A 17,521-nucleotide genomic window follows, 5' to 3' on the forward strand; every position below is an offset into this window, starting at 1 on the left:
AATGAAAACGATACAATCCATTCTGATAGCTACCGCTTTATCGGCTTGCGTCTTCCCAATGCAAGCCCAAGCACAGGAACAAGCCAAAGATACCACTGTGAACCGTACAGTCGTAGTGGAACAAGAATACGCCCCCGACATCAACGATGCAACCAAAATCAATGTAGTGCCTCAGGTGACTCCACCTACCGTCAGCAAGAAAGCTGTAGAGTACGATGCACGAATGGTTCCGGCCGCACAGATTCCGGCAACTACCATGCAGGCCTATACTGGACAAGAAACACAACCCAAAGCCGCTCCGGGCTACGTCCGGCTGGGTTATGGTAATTATGGCAATCTGGACGCTCAGGCCAACTACCTGTTCAGCCTCTCGTCGCGCGACCGCCTGAACCTGAATTTCGGTATGGATGGCATGAACGGAAGTCTCAACCTGCCCGGCGAAAACGGAGAATGGGATGCCTTCTACTACCGCACCCGTGCAGCCATCGACTATCTGCACGCCTTTAATAAAGTAGATCTGAATGTAGCCGGCCGCTTCGGACTGAGCAACTTCAACCTGCTGCCTGCCCTGCCCAGCAATAAGCAAAAGTTCACTTCGGGCGACTTCCATGTAGGTGTTCGGTCGACCGACGAAGAAATGCCTTTCCGCTTCAGTGCCGAGACCAACCTCATGCTCTATCAGCGCCAGCACGATCTGCCTTACGACGACCTGCAGGAAACCCTGATACGCACCAAAGCCGAAGTAACAGGCGACATCAGCGACGGACAGTCCATCAGCGTCGCTCTTGCCATGGACAACGTCCTCTATCAGCATACGGACTTTGAAAACTACACATCGCTCGACATGAATCCGTATTACCTCCTGCAGAACGACGACTGGACACTCCGTCTGGGTGCACACGTCGACCTGGCATTCGGATTCGGTAAGACGTTCCGCGCAGCCCCCGACGTTTATGCCCAATACAACTTTGCCGACAGCTATCTGCTCTACGTACAGGCCAAAGGCGGCAAACAGCAAAACGACTTCCGCCGACTGGAGACGATATGCCCCTACGGCCAGTTGGCCAGCCAGGCCGACGCCACTTACGAACAGCTGAATGCTGCCCTCGGCTTCAAAGCCAGTCCCGTCACCGGATTGTGGATGAACATTTACGGCGGCTACCAGAACCTGAAGAATGACCTGGTACAGGGTTTCGGCGACGATGCTCTGCTGCTGTACGGACAGAACACCAGCAACGTCTACTTCGGAGCCGAAGTCAGCTACTCTTACAAGGATATTTTCGCCATCGCCGCCTCGGGTACGTACCGCAACTGGGATACAAAGAAAGACGAAACAAATCCCTATGCCGAAGCAGCCCTCCTCTTCAAGCCCGCTCTCGAAGCTGATCTGCATGTCGACATCCGCCCCGTCTCTCCATTCCTGCTGAAGCTAGGCTACCAGCACATTGCCCGTCAGGAAGTGGAAGGCCAAACAATCGACGCCGTCAGCAACCTCTATGCCGGACTGGAGTACAAGCTGTTCAAGGGAATTTCGATCTATGCCCGTGCCAACAACCTGCTGAACCAGAAGTATCAATACTACCTGGGATATCCGGCAGAAGGCATCAATTTCGTAGGAGGAGTAAGTTTCTGCTTCTAAAGGGCAGAACTCTTCCTACAAAAAAAGGTCTTTTTTGCTAAAATCTCTTATATTATAAGGTGGGAAATATGTTTTTTCCTACTTTTGCGGGCAAACTCAGTGACAGGAGTCGCTACAAAACAAAAATTTATGCAAAAAAACCTTGTTATAGTTGAGTCTCCGGCCAAAGCTAAAACCATCGAAAAATTCCTTGGAAAAGATTTCAAGGTACTTTCCAGCTATGGCCATATACGCGACTTGAAGAAAAAAGAATTCAGTATCGACATTGAAAACAACTTTGAGCCACACTATGAAATACCGGCCGACAAAAAGAAAGTGGTATCTGAACTGAAGGAAGAGGCTGCCAACGCCGAAACCGTATGGTTGGCTTCCGATGAGGACCGCGAAGGAGAAGCCATTGCATGGCATCTGTACGAAGTACTGAAACTCAATCCCGAACATACGAAGCGCATCGTCTTCCACGAGATTACGAAAAGCGCCATCCTGAAAGCTATCGAGCACCCGCGCAACATCGACATCAACCTGGTTGATGCCCAGCAGGCACGCCGTGTACTGGATCGCATCGTAGGTTTCGAGCTCTCGCCCGTACTGTGGAAGAAAGTAAAGCCTGCCCTCTCGGCCGGTCGTGTACAGTCGGTAGCCGTACGCCTCATCGTAGAGCGCGAACGCGAGATACAAGCTTTCCGTACCGAAGCCGCCTACCGTGTGACAGCAGTTTTCCTGGTGCCCGATGCCGACGGAAAAACAGTCGAAATGAAAGCCGAACTGCCTCGCCGCTTCAAGACCAAGGCCGAAGCGCAGAAGTTTCTGGAAGGTTGCCGCACAGCTACGTTCACCATCAGCGACATCACTACCCGTCCGCTGAAGAAGTCGCCTGCCGCCCCCTTCACCACCTCGACCCTGCAACAGGAAGCCGCCCGCAAATTGGGATTCACCGTGGCACAGACCATGATGGTGGCACAACGGCTGTACGAATCGGGAAACATCACCTACATGCGTACCGACTCAGTCAACCTGTCCGAATACGCCATCAATGGCAGCAAAGAAGCCATCCTTAACCTGATGGGCGAACGCTACGTCAGCCCGCGCCACTATGCCACCAAGACCAAGGGTGCACAGGAAGCGCACGAAGCCATCCGCCCCACCGATATGCAGAAATCGAAAATAGACGCTACTCCGCAGGAGAAACGTCTGTACGACCTGATATGGAAACGCACCATCGCCTCACAGATGGCCGACGCCGAAGTAGAAAAGACCACCGTTACCGTCAGCATCAGCAACGAAGCGGATGCCTTTACAGCTACTGGCGAAGTGGTCAAGTTCGACGGTTTCCTGCGCGTTTACCGCGAATCTTACGACGACGATATGGAGCAGGAAGACGAAGCACGCCTGCTGCCGCCTTTGAAAAAAGGACAGAAGCTGGAATATCAGGACATCGTAGCTACCGAGCGCTTCACCCAGCATCCTCCACGCTACACTGAGGCCAGCCTGGTGCGCAAGCTCGAAGAACTGGGCATCGGACGTCCGTCAACCTACGCCCCCACCATTTCTACCATCCAGCAACGCGAATATGTAGAGAAAGGAGACAAGGCAGGAGAAGAACGTACTTACAATGTACTTACACTGCAGAACGGCACCATCGCCGACACCAACCGGACGGAAATCACCGGTGCCGAGAAGGCCAAGCTGATTCCGACCGATACCGGAACGGTTGTGAACGATTTTCTGCTGGAATACTTCCCCAACATCCTCGACTACAACTTCACAGCCAATGTCGAGAAGCAGTTCGATGAAATTGCCGAGGGAGAGAAGCAATGGACATCCATCCTGAAAACGTTCTACAAGGATTTCCATCCTTCGGTAGAATCGACTCTTGCCACCAAGAGCGCCCACAAAGCCGGTGAACGTATCTTGGGCACAGACCCTGCAAGCGGCCGGCAAGTATCGGTCAAAATCGGTCGTTTCGGTCCGGTTGCCCAGATTGGCACAGCCGACGACAAGGACAAGCCCCGCTTCGCCCAGCTGAAGAAAGACATGTCCATCGAAACCGTTACCCTGGAAGAAGTGCTCGACCTCTTCAAGTTGCCCCGTACACTGGGCGATCACGAAGGAAAGGCTATCACCATCGGTGCCGGACGCTTTGGTCCTTACGTCCACTACAATGGCATGTATGTTTCCCTGCCCAAGGGTGTCGACCCGCTGGCTATTACGCTGGAGGAAGCTTTGGAACTGATCAAAGAAAAAGAAGCCGAAGAAGCCAAACGCCACCTGAAGAAGTTTGACGAAGAGCCCGAACTGGAAATCATGAACGGACGCTACGGCCCCTACATTTCCTACAAAGGCAACAATTATAAGATACCCAAGGATATTGTTCCGCAAGACCTCAGCTTGCAATCGTGTCTGGAACTCGTCAAGTTGCAGGAAGACAAAGATGGTGACAAACCCAAACGCGGAAAAGCAAAAGCCAAAAGCACAGGCAAGCGCTAAAAACTAAATTGAAAATAGCAGCTTTGCAGAACACTTGCACGGCTCATGAACAACACTTGTACGGCTCGCGAACCGTGCAAGTGTGGCTCATGAGCCGTACTTGCATTACACACCGGCATCACCTCCATGGATTTTTAAGGCCAAGTATGCAAAAAAATTTCCCCAGTTAGGAAAATATTTTTTCCTAACTGGGGAAAAATCAAGGCATATATGCTAATGCGTTTTTAGTCTTTATAGGCTTTGGCTTACATGCGTTCCGGCACCTCGATGCCCAGCAGTCCCATACCCAGACGAACGACCTTGGCTACATTCTCTGACAATGCCAGACGGAACACCTTGACATCGACATTCTCTTCGCGCAAGATGCTGAAGTCGTGGTAGAACTGGTTGTATTCCTTCACCAAATCATAACAGTAATTAGCAATGATAGAAGGACTGTAGTCCGTACCGGCTTGCTTCACAACCGCAGCAAAATCGGCTACCATCTGAATCAAACCTTCTTCCTTCTCGCTCAGCTCGATGCCGGCATGAAGCTGTTCGGGAACCGTGATACCGGCCTCCTTTGCCTTGCGCAGTACCGACTGAATACGGGCATACGTATATTGGATAAACGGACCGGTATTGCCGTTGAAGTCGATTGATTCTTTCGGATTGAACGTCATGTTCTTACGGGCATCCACCTTCAGAATAAAATACTTCAACGCACCCAGACCGACAATGCGGGCAATGTCATCGGCCTCTTCCTGTGTCAGACCGTCAAGCTTGCCCAGTTCGTTGCTCGTTTCCTTGGCTGTATTGATCATTTCTTCCATCAGGTCGTCGGCATCAACTACGGTACCTTCGCGGCTCTTCATCTTGCCTTCGGGCAGTTCCACCATACCGTAAGAGAAGTGCACCAGGCTCTTACCCCACTCAAAGCCCAGACGGTCGAGCAGGATGGACAGTACCTGAAAGTGGTAGTTCTGTTCGTTACCCACTACATAGATCATCTTGTCGATGGGATAGTCAGAAAAACGTTGTTCGGCAGTACCGATGTCCTGCGTCATGTAGACCGATGTACCGTCGGCACGGAGCAGCAGCTTGTGGTCGAGGCCTTCGCCTGTCAGGTCGGCCCATACGGAACCGTCTTCCTTGCGGTAGAAAAGTCCTTTCTCCAGTCCTTCGAGCACTTTCTTCTTGCCTTCCAGATAGGTATTCGACTCGTAATATATCTTGTCGAAGCTGACACCCATCAGCTTGTAAGTCTCGTCAAATCCGGCATATACCCAGTCGTTCATCTTTTGCCAAAGGGCACGTACTTCGGGGTCGCCAGCTTCCCATTTCACCAACATTTCGCGGGCTTCCTTCATCAAAGGTGATTCGGCTTCGGCCTTTGCCTTAGCTTCTTCTTCGCCCATGCCTTCGGCCATATATTGGGCCATCAGTTCCTTCACTTCGGCTTTGAAGTGCTTGTCGAAAGCTACGTAGTAATCACCAATCAGATGGTCGCCTTTCTTGCCACTCGACTCGGGAGTCTCGCCGTTTCCGTACTTCAACCAGGCCAGCATCGACTTGCAGATGTGTATACCACGGTCGTTCACGATGTTAGTCTTCACTACACGGTTACCGTTGGCGGCAATGATATTGGCCAGCGCATTACCCAGCAGGTTATTGCGCACGTGTCCCAGGTGAAGAGGCTTGTTGGTGTTGGGCGACGAATACTCGATCATCACCAGCGGCGACTGTTCGCCGGCAGCCGTAATACCATACTGCTTGTCTGTATGAATGCCGTTCAGCAACTCGATCCATGCCGACGATGCGATGGTCAGGTTCAGGAAACCCTTGATTACGTTGAATGCCGCTACCGAAGGTTCGTTTGCCTTCAGGTATTCACCGATTTCCTGTGCGGTCTGTTCCGGTCCTTTCTTCGACATGCGCAGGAAGGGGAACACCACGAGTGTAAGGTGGCCTTCAAATTCTTTCTTGGTCTTTTGCAGTTGCACCTGTGCGGCAGGAGCGTCCTGCCCGTACAGTGCTTTCAGTCCGTTGACTACGGACGAAACCAGTTTCTGTTCTATATTCATGACTTATAATGTATTTTCCTGGTGCAAAAGTACATAAAAGCACGGAAAGGTACAAGCTTCTCTTTCACTGAAAGACGATTTTCGCCTGTAAACAAAGCGGATACCGGCCTGCGACACGTTTTCGGCTGCAACACAGCACTCCGAAGGGTAGTAACCAAAACGAGGAGACGTGTCGAAGAAACCTCTCGGCACGCTTCATCCGCCCTACCGGATGCCGCCACCTCATTTTCCTTCGACACGTCTCCTCGTCGTATTGTCTGCCGACCCGTATTTCCTTTTTATTCGAAGGTCAGCTCATTACCAGGTTTGAATTTCGCAGCTTTCCTAGCCGGAATAACAATCTTTTCCTTCGTCGTAGGGTTGATTCCCGAACGTTCAGCTCTTTCTATCACCGAGAAGGTACCGAACCCTACCAAGGACACTTTTCCACCTTCCTTCAAAGTCTTGATCACCGATGCGGTAAATGCATCCAGCGCCTTTTGGCAATCGGCTTTTGTCAATCCCGACTCAGCAGCCATTGCACTGATAAGTTCTGCTTTATTCATAATGGACGAATTAATAAGTTATGTTATACAATAGTGATTACCTCCACTAAATCAGGTATCTACAAAAATAGAGTAATATTTCTGAATATCAAATAAAAACACTAAAAAAAGATTGGATTTCTGATAAAAACAAAGAATAGTCAGCCCATTTTCTGTTATAGAACAGAAATTATTCGTATTTTTGCAACTCACAGAACGAAAAAACAGATTATGAACAATATACCTACTGTCACCAAGAACCTTTTAATCATCAACGTGCTGATGTTTCTTGGTACCATCGTTGCCCAAAGCTATGGCATCGATCTGAATGAATACTTGGGACTGCACTTTATTCTGGCCGACAATTTCAACGCGGCCCAGCTCATCACTTACATGTTTATGCACGGTGGATTCACGCACCTGTTCTTCAATATGTTTGCCGTATGGATGTTTGGTCGCATTCTGGAGCAGGTATGGGGACCGCGACGCTTCCTGTTCTACTATCTGCTGTGCGGCATCGGAGCCGGACTCATTCAGGAGCTGGTGACCGGTATACGCTACATCACGCTGGAGTCGGGTATGTCGCCCGAAGCCATCGAAGGTGTATTCAACGAAGGAGCCAAAGCCCTGAGCCGTAATATGAACTTCGTCGATCCGGCCATGGCCAATCTGAACCTAACATTGAACGCCTCGACCGTAGGTGCCTCGGGAGCTGTTTATGCTATCCTGTTGGGATTTGGCATGCTGTTCCCCAACCAGCCGATGTTCATTTTCCCCCTACCTTTCCCCATCAAGGCCAAATACTTTGTCATGGGATATGCCCTGATTGAGCTGTGGTCGGGCTTCGCCAACAACCCCAGCGACAACGTGGCTCACTTTGCACACCTGGGTGGTATGATATTCGGCTTTATATTAATAATGTATTGGAGAAGAAAGAACAGAAGAAATGGCTACTATTATCAATGAACTGAGAGAGACCTTCCGTAGAGGTAATATTTATATCCGGCTGATCTACATCAATGTGGCCGTATTTGTACTGACTACCTTGTGCGGAGTTATCGTACAGCTTTTCAACCGCAGTCTTTCCGGACTCTACGAGTGGTTCGAACTGCCGGCTTCCCCTGCACGTTTCATCGTGCAGCCGTGGTCCATCCTGACGTACATGTTCATGCATGGTGGATTGTTGCACATCCTGTTCAATATGCTGTGGCTTTACTGGTTCGGAGCTTTGTTTCTGCAGTTCTTCACGTCCAAACACCTGCGGGGTGTCTACCTGCTGGGCGGCATCTGCGGCGGTATCCTCTACATGGCTGCCTATAACGTCTTCCCCTACTTCCGCCCCATGGTCGACTACTCATTCATGCTGGGCGCTTCGGCTTCGGTACTGGCCATTGTGACGGCCACAGCCTACCGCGAACCCAACTACCCTATCCGCCTGTTGCTTTTCGGTACCATCCGTCTGAAATATCTAGCACTGATTGTCATCGGAACCGATCTGCTGTTCATTACTTCGAGCAATGCCGGCGGACACATCGCACACCTGGGAGGAGCCTTGGCCGGACTTTGGTTTGCAGCCGGACTCAGTAAAGGAACGGACGCAACAGCCTGGATCAACAAACTGATTGATGCTGTCAGTTCGTTGTTCAGTTTCAAGCCGCGCAAGCCCAAAATGAAGGTGCACTACAGCGCCAACCGGAAAAGCGACTACGAATACAATGCCCGTAAAAAGGCACAGTCGGAAGAAATAGACCGCATACTCGACAAACTGAAAAAGTCGGGTTATGAAAGTCTGACAGCCGACGAAAAGAAGAGTCTGTTCGACGCCAGCAAACGGTAGCCGTTCTCTTCGACAGCAAAAAGAACATCCATTATTGACGAAAGCAAGTGAAACATCTCGGTTACTTTGTAGTATTTCTGATTCTGGCAGCCAACGTGCTCTTTACCGGGCTCCTGCTGTTTGCTGCCTACAGTCCGTACATCAATCCGGAGTTACACCCCGTACAGTCCTGTTTCGGGCTGACTTTTCCGATATTTGCACTTGTCAATGGTGGCTTTCTGATTTTCTGGCTCATCATACAGCGCTTCAAGCAGGCATTGGTACCACTGGCAGGCTTCCTGCTGTGCTTTCCACAGCTGCATACGTATTGTCCTATTAACTGGCATACGGACAACCTGCCCGAAGGCAGTTTCAAAGTATTGTCGTACAACATCATGGGGTTTGACGGAACCATAAAGAAAGACGGACAGAACCCCATTCTGAATTATCTTAAAGACAGCGAAGCCGACATTCTGTGCCTGCAGGAGTATGCAACGTCTACAGCCAAGAAGTTCCTGATGCAGAAAGATGTGGAAAAAGCACTGAAAGACTACCCTTACCACCGCATCCATACGGTAGGCGAAGGGAAAGGATCGACCAATAAAATGGCCTGTTACTCCAAGTTCCCCATCCTTTCGGCACATACCCTGAAATACAAAAGCGACTACAACGGTTCCGTCGTCTACGAAATAAAGATTGGAGAAGACACTCTGACTCTTATCAACAATCACTTGGAATCGAACAAACTGACCAAAGAAGACAAAGTGGTATACGAAAGCATGCTGAAAGACCCGCAAAAAGAAAAAGTAAAAAGCGGTGCCCGTCTGCTTGTCCGCAAACTGGCCGAAGCCTCCGCCATACGTGCCCCGCAAGCTGACAGCATAGCCAACGCCATTGCCCACTCCAAACATCCCTACATCATAGTATGCGGCGACTTCAACGATACCCCTATCTCTTATACCCACCGCGTCATCAGTCAGGACATGGATGATGCCTTCACCCAGTCGGGATGCGGGCTGGGCATCTCGTACAACCAGAACAAATTCTATTTCCGGATAGACAACATACTGGTCAGCCCGAACCTGCAGAGTTTTAACTGTACGGTAGACCGCTCCATAAAAGAGTCCGACCATTACCCCATCTGGTGCTACATTGCCCCGAGAAAGTAACAACCGGAATCTATCAACTGATTTACGAAACATAAATCCTTAATACCATGATAAAGAAAAGTATTCTAATTTTAGCAGCAAGCTGTATGATGTACTCTTGTACTACTCAGACGGAAACCAATCCGTTCCTTACCGAGTTCCAAACCCCGTACGGTGTTCCGCCGTTCGACCAGATCAAACTGGAACACTACGAACCAGCCTTCATGAAAGGCATCGACGAACAAAAAGCCAACATCCAGGCCATCACTTCCAATGCCGAAGCACCTACATTCGATAACGTCATTGTAGCCTTCGACAACAGCTCGCCCATTCTGGACCGTGTAGGAGGTGTATTCTATAACCTGACCGAAGCCGAAACGACCGACAAGCTCACAGCACTGTCCATGAAGCTGGCCCCTGTCATGTCCGAGCACAATGACAATATCCTCCTTAACGAAGCACTGTTCGCCAAGATAAAAGACGTCTATCAGCAGAAAGACAGCCTGCAACTGACCACCGAACAGCGCCGTCTGTTGGAGAAGACTTACAAAAGCTTCGTTCGCTCGGGTGCCAACCTCCCTGCCGACAAGCAAGCCCGCCTGCGCGAGATCAACAAACAACTCTCTACCCTCGGCATTCGTTTCGACAAGAACATCCTGAACGAAAACAACGAATTCAAACTGTTTGTCGACAAGGAAGAAGACTTGACCGGACTGCCCGAATGGTTCCGTCAGAGCGCCGCAGCCGAAGCCAAAGCAGCCGGACAGGAAGGTAAATGGCTGTTTACCCTGCACAACTCCAGCCGCTTGCCTTTCCTGCAATATTCGGCCAACCGTCCGCTGCGCGAGAAGGTATACAAAGCCTACATCCAGCGCGGTAATAACAACGACAAGAACGATAACAAGAAAATCATCACCGAAATCGTCAGCCTGCGCCTCGAAAAAGCCCGCCTGCTGGGATTCGACTGCTACTCCAACTTTGTACTCGACAATACCATGGCGAAGGATTCAAAGACCGTCATGGACTTCCTGAACAACCTGTGGCAGTACGCCCTGCCCAAAGCCAAGGCCGAAGCAGCCGAGTTACAAAAACTGATGGACCGCGAAAACAAAGGCGAAAAGCTGGAAGCCTGGGACTGGTGGTACTACACCGAGAAACTGCGTAAAGAGAAGTACAACCTCGAAGAAGAGCAAATCAAACCCTACTTCAAACTCGAAAACGTACGCGAAGGTGCTTTCGCCGTAGCCAACAAGCTGTACGGCATCACCCTTACACCAATGGACAGCATTCCCGTCTACAATCCCGACGTACAAGTATTCGAAGTGAAAGATGCCGACGGTTCGCAACTGGGAATCTTCTATACCGACTACTTCCCGCGTGCAGGCAAAAGCGGTGGTGCCTGGATGAGCAATTACCGCGAGCAGCAAGGTGATATCCGTCCGCTGGTATGCAATGTGACTAGCTTTACCAAACCTGTAGGCGACACTCCCTCTCTGCTTACCATCGACGAAGTAGAAACCCTGTTCCACGAATTCGGTCATGCCTTGCACGGTCTGTTAACCAAGTGCCAATATAAGGGAACATCAGGCACGAACGTCGTACGCGACTTTGTAGAGCTGCCCTCACAGATCAACGAGCACTGGGCTACCGAACCCGAAGTGCTGAAGATGTATGCCAAGCATTACCAGACCGGCGAAACAATTCCTGACGAACTGATCGAAAAGATCCTCAATCAGAAGACTTTCAATCAGGGATTCATCACGACCGAACTGATGGCAGCCGCCTTTCTGGATATGAACCTGCATAACCTGACCGATACGACTGGTCTGGACGTAGTAGCCTTCGAGAAAGAAGCCATGGACCGTCTGGGACTGATTCCCGAAATAGCTCCGCGTTACCGTACCACCTACTTCAGCCACATCATCGGCGGTTATGCAGCAGGTTATTACAGCTATCTTTGGGCCAACGTGCTCGACAACGACGCTTTCGAAGCCTTCAAGGAAAACGGCATCTTCGACCGCCACACAGCCGACCTGTTCCGACGCAACGTACTGGAGAAAGGCGACAGCGAAGACGCCATGACTCTTTACAGGAATTTCCGCGGCGCCGAGCCCCAACTGGAACCGATGTTAAAAAACCGCGGAATGAAATAATATGCAAATATTTGAGTTCCTTTTACTTCCAAATGTGAAAAAAAAGCTATATTTGCAGCCCTATATACATCAGAATTAATTAAATAAAGTAATCATAATAAACTAAAAGTAACATGCAAAACAAAGGATTTGTAAGAGTTTTTGCCATCTTGCTCACACTGGTCTGCGTGTTCTACTTGTCCTTTTCTTTTGTAACTCGCTACTATACCAACAAGGCTAAGGAGTATGCAAAAGGAGACGAGAAAGTGGAGCAGGACTACCTGGATTCTCTGGCGAACGAGAAAGTGTGGTTTGGCAACTGGACTCTGAAAGATTGTCGTGAGATGGAAATCAGTCTTGGTTTGGACTTGAAGGGTGGTATGAACGTCATCCTCGAAGTTTCTGTACCCGATGTTATCAAGACATTGGCGGACAACAAAACCGACGAAGCGTTTAACCAGGCATTGTCAACAGCCGCTAAACAGGCTACAACAAGCCAGGACGACGTTATCACACTGTTCGTTCGCGAGTACCACAGACTTGCTCCGGACCAACCTCTTGCACAATTGTTCGCTACCCAACAGTTGAAAGACAAAGTAAACCAGAAATCTTCGGATGCAGAAGTTGAGAAGGTTCTGCGCGAAGAAGTTAAAGCCGCAGTCGACAACTCATACAACGTGCTCCGTACACGTATCGACCGTTTCGGTGTCGTTCAGCCCAACATCCAGAGTCTGGAAGACAAGATGGGCCGCATCATGGTCGAACTGCCTGGTATCAAAGAGCCCGAACGTGTAAGAAAATTGTTGCAAGGTTCTGCCAACCTCGAATTCTGGGAAACTTACAATGCAAACGAAGTAGCTCCTTACCTGCAATCAGCCGACAACAAGTTGCGCGTTCTGCAGAGCACACAGACTGCAGCCGACAGCACTGCCGTTGATACAGTTGCTACCGAAGCTCCCGTTGTAGCTCAAGCTACCAGCACTACCGACAGTCTTGCAGCCGCTCTGAAAGGCGAAAGCAAATCACAGGCTGCCGATCTGGAACAAATCAAGAAAGAACATCCGTTACTGGCCATTCTGCAGGTGAACCCCAATGGTGGTCCGGTAGTAGGCTATGCCAGCTATAAGGATACAGCAGAAATCAACAGATATCTGTCAATGCCCGAAGTTCTGTCTGAACTGCCGAAAGACCTGCGTCTGAAGTGGGGTGTTTCTGCCGTAGCTTTCGACCCGAAAGCACAGACTTTCGAACTCTATGCCATCAAGTCGACCGAGCGTAACGGCCGTGCCGCTATGGAAGGTGACGTAATCGTAGACGCCAAGGACGACTACGACCAATATGGCAAACCGTGCGTAAGCATGTCTATGAATACTGACGGTGCACGCCGCTGGGCACAGCTGACCAAGCAGAACATCAACCGCAGCATCGCTATCGTATTGGATGGCTACGTATATTCTGCTCCGAATGTAATGAACGAAATTACTGGCGGTAACTCTGTCATCACCGGTCACTTCACCCCCGACGAAACGAAAGACTTGGCCAACGTATTGAAATCTGGTAAGATGCCGGCTCCTGCCCACATCGTACAGGAAGACATCGTAGGTCCGTCACTCGGTCAGGCTTCTATCAACGCCGGTATCATTTCATTCATCGTGGCTCTCGTGCTGTTGATGATCTACATGTGCTCCATGTATGGTTTCATCCCCGGTATGGTTGCCAACGGCGCCCTCATCCTGAACTTGTTCTTCACACTGGGTATTCTTTCTTCCTTCCAGGCTGCACTGACAATGTCCGGTATCGCCGGTATGGTGCTGTCACTGGGTATGGCTGTGGATGCCAACGTGTTGATCTACGAACGTACCAAGGAAGAGCTTCGCGCAGGCAAGGGTGTGAAGAAAGCCTTGGCTGATGGTTATTCGAACGCCTTCTCGGCCATCTTCGACTCTAACTTGACATCTATCATCACCGGTATCATCCTGTTCAACTTCGGTACAGGTCCTATCCGTGGTTTTGCTACTACCTTGATCATCGGTATCCTGATTTCATTCTTTACAGCCGTGTTCATGACTCGTCTGTTCTACGAACACTTCATGGGTAAGGACAAGCTGCTGAACCTGACATTCTGCACAGGTATCTCCAAGAACCTGATGGCCAATACTCACTTCGACTTCATGGGTCGCAGAAAAGTATGGATGACTACTACACTCATCGTTGTCGTAGTTTGCCTCGGCTTCCTGTTTACACGCGGTCTGAGCCAAAGTATCGACTTCACCGGTGGACGTAACTTCAAGGTACAGTTCGAGAAAGAAGTTGAACCTGAACAAGTACGTGAGCTCATCTCCAGCAAGTTTGGTGATGCTAACGTAAGCGTTATCGCCATCGGTACCGACGGTAAGACTGTACGTATCAGTACCAACTACCGCATTCAGGAAGAAGGCAGCAACGTTGACTCTGAAATCGAAGCTTATCTGTACGAGACTCTGAAGCCGCTGCTCACTCAGAACATTTCGCTGGAAACATTCATCGACCGCGAGAACCACACAGGCGGTAGTATCATCAGTTCGCAGAAGGTAGGTCCGAGCATCGCCGACGACATCAAGGTATCAGCTATCTGGTCTGTTGTACTGGCTCTGATCGCTATCGGTCTGTACATCCTGCTCCGCTTCCGTAACATCGCTTATAGTATCGGTTCTGTAGCAGCTCTGGCTTGCGATACCATCGTCATCTTGGGTGCATACTCCATCTTCTGGGGCATCCTGCCGTTCTCGCTCGAAATCGACCAGACATTTATCGGTGCCATCCTGACGGCTATCGGTTACTCTATCAACGATAAGGTGGTTATCTTCGACCGTGTACGTGAGTTCCTCGGTCTCTATCCGAAGCGTGACAAGCTGACTCTGTTCAACGACTCACTGAACACGACACTGGCACGTACCATCAATACGTCACTGAGTACCTTGATCGTGTTGCTGTGTATCTTCATCCTCGGTGGTGACTCTATCCGCAGCTTCGCCTTCGCCATGATTCTGGGTGTTGTATTCGGTACACTGTCTTCACTCTTCGTCGCTTCTCCTATCGCCTTCATGCTGTTGAAGAAGAAAAACGAAGAAGTAGTCGCAGAAAAATAAGTTTCTGAGTTTTTAAGTTCTTAAGTTGATGAGTTGCAAAAGACTCTTCAGCTTAAGGGCTAAAAACAAAAGATTAAGTTCCCTATACAGAGGATGTATCCGTAAATGGATGCATCCTCTTTTTTTATGGCCTAATACCGATATGCTCAGCAAATGATATTACATTATTTATCCATTCCTTCCCCCTCCTGCATCCGGCTTTCCTTCACCCAATAGCCGTTGCCATAGCGTGTATGCACACGGCGCCCCAGCTGTGCCAGCAAGCGGCTAAAGGCCAGACAACTGTAGCCCGTCAGGGCAGACGGGTTCTGCTGCTTCAGGGCGGCGTAAAGGGCGGCGGCGGACATGACGCGCGCTCCCTGCTCGCCCGGCCGGGCAAACTGGAAGTTGGCGCCCAGCACCTCTTCGGCAGGTGTCACACGATAGAAGGCCTGATTCACTGCCTGTATCTCCGCTTCCTCGCGCTTACTGAACCAGCAGCGTTCGCCTTGCTGCAGTTCGTGCTTCAGCTGAGCGTAGAGTTGGGCATGCTCCACGGGCGTGGTGCAGTCTATTTCGTGCTCCACCTCCACACAGATGAAGCGTCGGCTGCCCGAAGCGTCCGTCAGCAGGTCGCGGCGATTGCTCGTACCGATGAACGAAGCGATGCGCTCCAACGGCTCGGTGCTGCGGCGGTAAGCACGGCGCAGATTCAGGTTCTCCATCTGCATCAGGTTCTTCAGTTGCGGCATGCGGGTGGCAGGCAGCTTGTCGAACTCGTCCAGATTGATGAGTCCGAAGGAGGCAAGTTTGTTCTCGGCGGCTGTGGGGTTGCTCAGGTCGAAGCTTTCGGTGAAGTAGCAGCGCAGCTCGGCAGGCATCAGCAGGCGGCAGAAGGTCGATTTGCCCATTCCCTGCACGGGGCTCACCAGGATGGGCGCCACGCTATTGGCACGTTTGCCGCCCGTGTCGTGCCCCATCCAGCCTGCTGTCAGAGCCAGCATCCAGCGGTGGAACGAGCGTACCCACAGCGGATTGTCCGAAACCCGGGCAGCCAGAGGCGTCACCCGGTCGCGACCGTCCCAGGCGGGCAACGTGTCGAAGTAACGGGCAAAGGGATGGTAGCCGGGCACGTTGTCCGACTCCACGTAGCGGCGCACGTCGCGGTCCCAGCAGTCGATGCCTTCGGCGATGGCGGCCAGTGCAATGCCGTTCAGCAGGCGGTTGTCCACAGGCTTATATATAAGGTGGTGTTCGTCGGCAGCGAAGATGTCGCGCAAAGCGCATTCGGTCTGCTCCGTCAGGCGGTTGTAGCGGAAGGCATAGCGCAGGCGCAGGAAGCGCAGCAGGTTCTGCATGGTCTGTTGCTGCTTCGAGGGCTTCCCCTCCGTGGTAGCGGGGACGGAAGGAGTTTCAGCGGCAGCGGTGGCAGGTTCCTGATGCACCGCTTCGGTGGCAGCAGGCCGTTCCGTATGCTCAGCTTCGTTCGGGGTCGGTTCAAGCCTTGCCGTGCGTTCTCTCCAGCGCACTTCTCCGTTCCGGCCATCCAGCAGGAAGACAAGTTCCGTTCCAGCGGGCAGCGTGGAGCAGAAATGTTGCAGGTATTCCAATACGTGTTCGTACGATTGCGTCCGACGGCGGGAGGGGGCGGAACGGTGTACGTCCGTCAGCAGGTTCCGGACACGGCTGATCAGATTCTTTGCTGTTTTCATTGTCTATTTTGTGTTTTTATGTGTTTGTACGCAGGCAAAGATACGACAAATATCCGGCCTGCCAAACCGTTTCGGCCAAACGCGTTCAACAAATCGTTTTCAACTTCACGTTTCAACGCAAACCAATGATGGACAGACTGTTACGTTGAAAGGTGAAAGATGGGAACCACAGAAGACACAGAGTTTCACAGCGTTTTTTATGGAGAGAAGGAGGAGGATAGAGGGGGACGCGCTCGCAGGGAGCAACACTTGCATGGCTCCTGTGGAATGCTTGCACGGCTCGCGAGCCACACTTGTACCGCTCACGAGCCGTGCAAGTGTTTCACAACAGACAAGCAGGGCTGAAAGAGGATAATCCCTTACCGTTCAATCACCTCCCAAAAGCCGGTCTATTTTCCGGAATATGTATTGAAACACTGTCTTATCAGCAACAGTAATCACGCACATGCCTTGCATCTGCGGCAACACATCATATTTGAACGGGGCTTTCAAATCGAGGGAAACACAAAAATAAGTTCTGCCTCCCTGACTGATCAGGCTATCTTTCTTAACTTCCGCAACCAAGCCATGATTATAACCATATTCTTGTGCCGCAAATCCTTCCAGTTCTACACTGACCTCTGTTCCTCTTTTTATCCGGTTGACATAACGGAAAGGAATATAGGCATCCGCCTGTATGCTTCGCCGATCTACCGATGTCACAATGGTCACAGCACGGATATTCTCCGGATAAGGAATCAGCATGGCCGCCACGAAAAGCATCATCAGCAGCAACGCAATGTAAACAGTACCTCCAGTCACCAGTTCGGAAGGTACTTTGCTGATGATATTCCGTACTTTCTCGCTTCGCAATTCTATATTATCATATTCTGTCATACTCGATTTCCACATAT

The 17,521-nt window shown here is 50.7% G+C and carries 11 protein-coding genes; 7 read left to right on the forward strand and 4 right to left on the reverse strand.

Annotation, left to right across the window (positions count from 1 at the left end):
• Window position 1: 1 nt before the first annotated feature.
• On the forward strand, window positions 2-1,639 hold the full coding sequence (locus Q3C19_RS04605; RefSeq protein ID WP_071148045.1) for a TonB-dependent receptor: 1,638 nt from the start codon (window positions 2-4) through the stop codon (window positions 1,637-1,639).
• A 129-nt stretch (window positions 1,640-1,768) separates the two neighbouring features.
• Window positions 1,769-4,126: a type I DNA topoisomerase gene (topA, locus tag Q3C19_RS04610; protein ID WP_071148046.1), complete on the forward strand. Its 2,358-nt coding sequence runs from the start codon at window positions 1,769-1,771 to the stop codon at window positions 4,124-4,126.
• Between the two features lie 245 nt (window positions 4,127-4,371).
• Here the strand turns inward: topA and argS are convergent, their stop codons facing one another.
• The gene (gene argS, locus Q3C19_RS04615) at window positions 4,372-6,189 is read right to left on the reverse strand and encodes an arginine--tRNA ligase (protein ID WP_302727520.1); all 1,818 of its coding nucleotides are present in this window, start codon (window positions 6,187-6,189) and stop codon (window positions 4,372-4,374) included.
• Window positions 6,190-6,467: 278 nt separating this feature from the next.
• Window positions 6,468-6,734 (reverse strand): HU family DNA-binding protein, encoded by a 267-nt coding sequence (locus Q3C19_RS04620; protein ID WP_022162927.1) that lies wholly within the window; start codon window positions 6,732-6,734, stop codon window positions 6,468-6,470.
• A gap of 210 nt (window positions 6,735-6,944) precedes the next feature.
• Here Q3C19_RS04620 and Q3C19_RS04625 point away from each other — a divergent pair, with 210 nt between their 5' ends.
• From Q3C19_RS04625 to secDF, 5 genes are all read left to right on the forward strand, one after another.
• Window positions 6,945-7,679, forward strand: a complete 735-nt coding sequence (locus Q3C19_RS04625; protein WP_071148049.1) for a rhomboid family intramembrane serine protease — start codon at window positions 6,945-6,947, stop codon at window positions 7,677-7,679.
• Window positions 7,660-8,550 carry a rhomboid family intramembrane serine protease gene (locus Q3C19_RS04630; RefSeq protein WP_022162929.1) on the forward strand — a complete coding sequence of 297 codons (891 nt, stop codon included), beginning with the start codon at window positions 7,660-7,662 and terminating at the stop codon, window positions 8,548-8,550. The genes Q3C19_RS04625 and Q3C19_RS04630 overlap by 20 nt, the downstream gene beginning before the upstream one ends.
• Before the next feature lie 47 nt (window positions 8,551-8,597).
• Complete coding sequence (locus tag Q3C19_RS04635) at window positions 8,598-9,698, forward strand: endonuclease/exonuclease/phosphatase family protein (RefSeq protein ID WP_277122702.1); 1,101 nt, start codon at window positions 8,598-8,600, stop codon at window positions 9,696-9,698.
• A 47-nt stretch (window positions 9,699-9,745) separates the two neighbouring features.
• Window positions 9,746-11,830, forward strand: a complete 2,085-nt coding sequence (locus Q3C19_RS04640; RefSeq protein ID WP_302727524.1) for a M3 family metallopeptidase — start codon at window positions 9,746-9,748, stop codon at window positions 11,828-11,830.
• 113 nt (window positions 11,831-11,943) lie between these two features.
• Complete coding sequence (secDF, locus tag Q3C19_RS04645; RefSeq protein WP_277122708.1) at window positions 11,944-14,937, forward strand: protein translocase subunit SecDF; 2,994 nt, start codon at window positions 11,944-11,946, stop codon at window positions 14,935-14,937.
• 164 nt (window positions 14,938-15,101) lie between these two features.
• Here the strand turns inward: secDF and Q3C19_RS04650 are convergent, their stop codons facing one another.
• Together Q3C19_RS04650 and Q3C19_RS04655 are read right to left on the reverse strand one after the other, a co-directional pair.
• The gene (locus Q3C19_RS04650) at window positions 15,102-16,628 is read right to left on the reverse strand and encodes a VapE domain-containing protein (protein WP_302727526.1); all 1,527 of its coding nucleotides are present in this window, start codon (window positions 16,626-16,628) and stop codon (window positions 15,102-15,104) included.
• 366 nt (window positions 16,629-16,994) lie between these two features.
• On the reverse strand, window positions 16,995-17,504 hold the full coding sequence (locus Q3C19_RS04655) for an HlyD family secretion protein (RefSeq protein WP_288910153.1): 510 nt from the start codon (window positions 17,502-17,504) through the stop codon (window positions 16,995-16,997).
• Window positions 17,505-17,521 lie beyond the last annotated feature (17 nt).

Source organism: Bacteroides sp. ET489 (assembly GCF_030518095.1).
Taxonomy (GTDB): Bacteria; Bacteroidota; Bacteroidia; order Bacteroidales; family Bacteroidaceae; genus Bacteroides; species Bacteroides ndongoniae.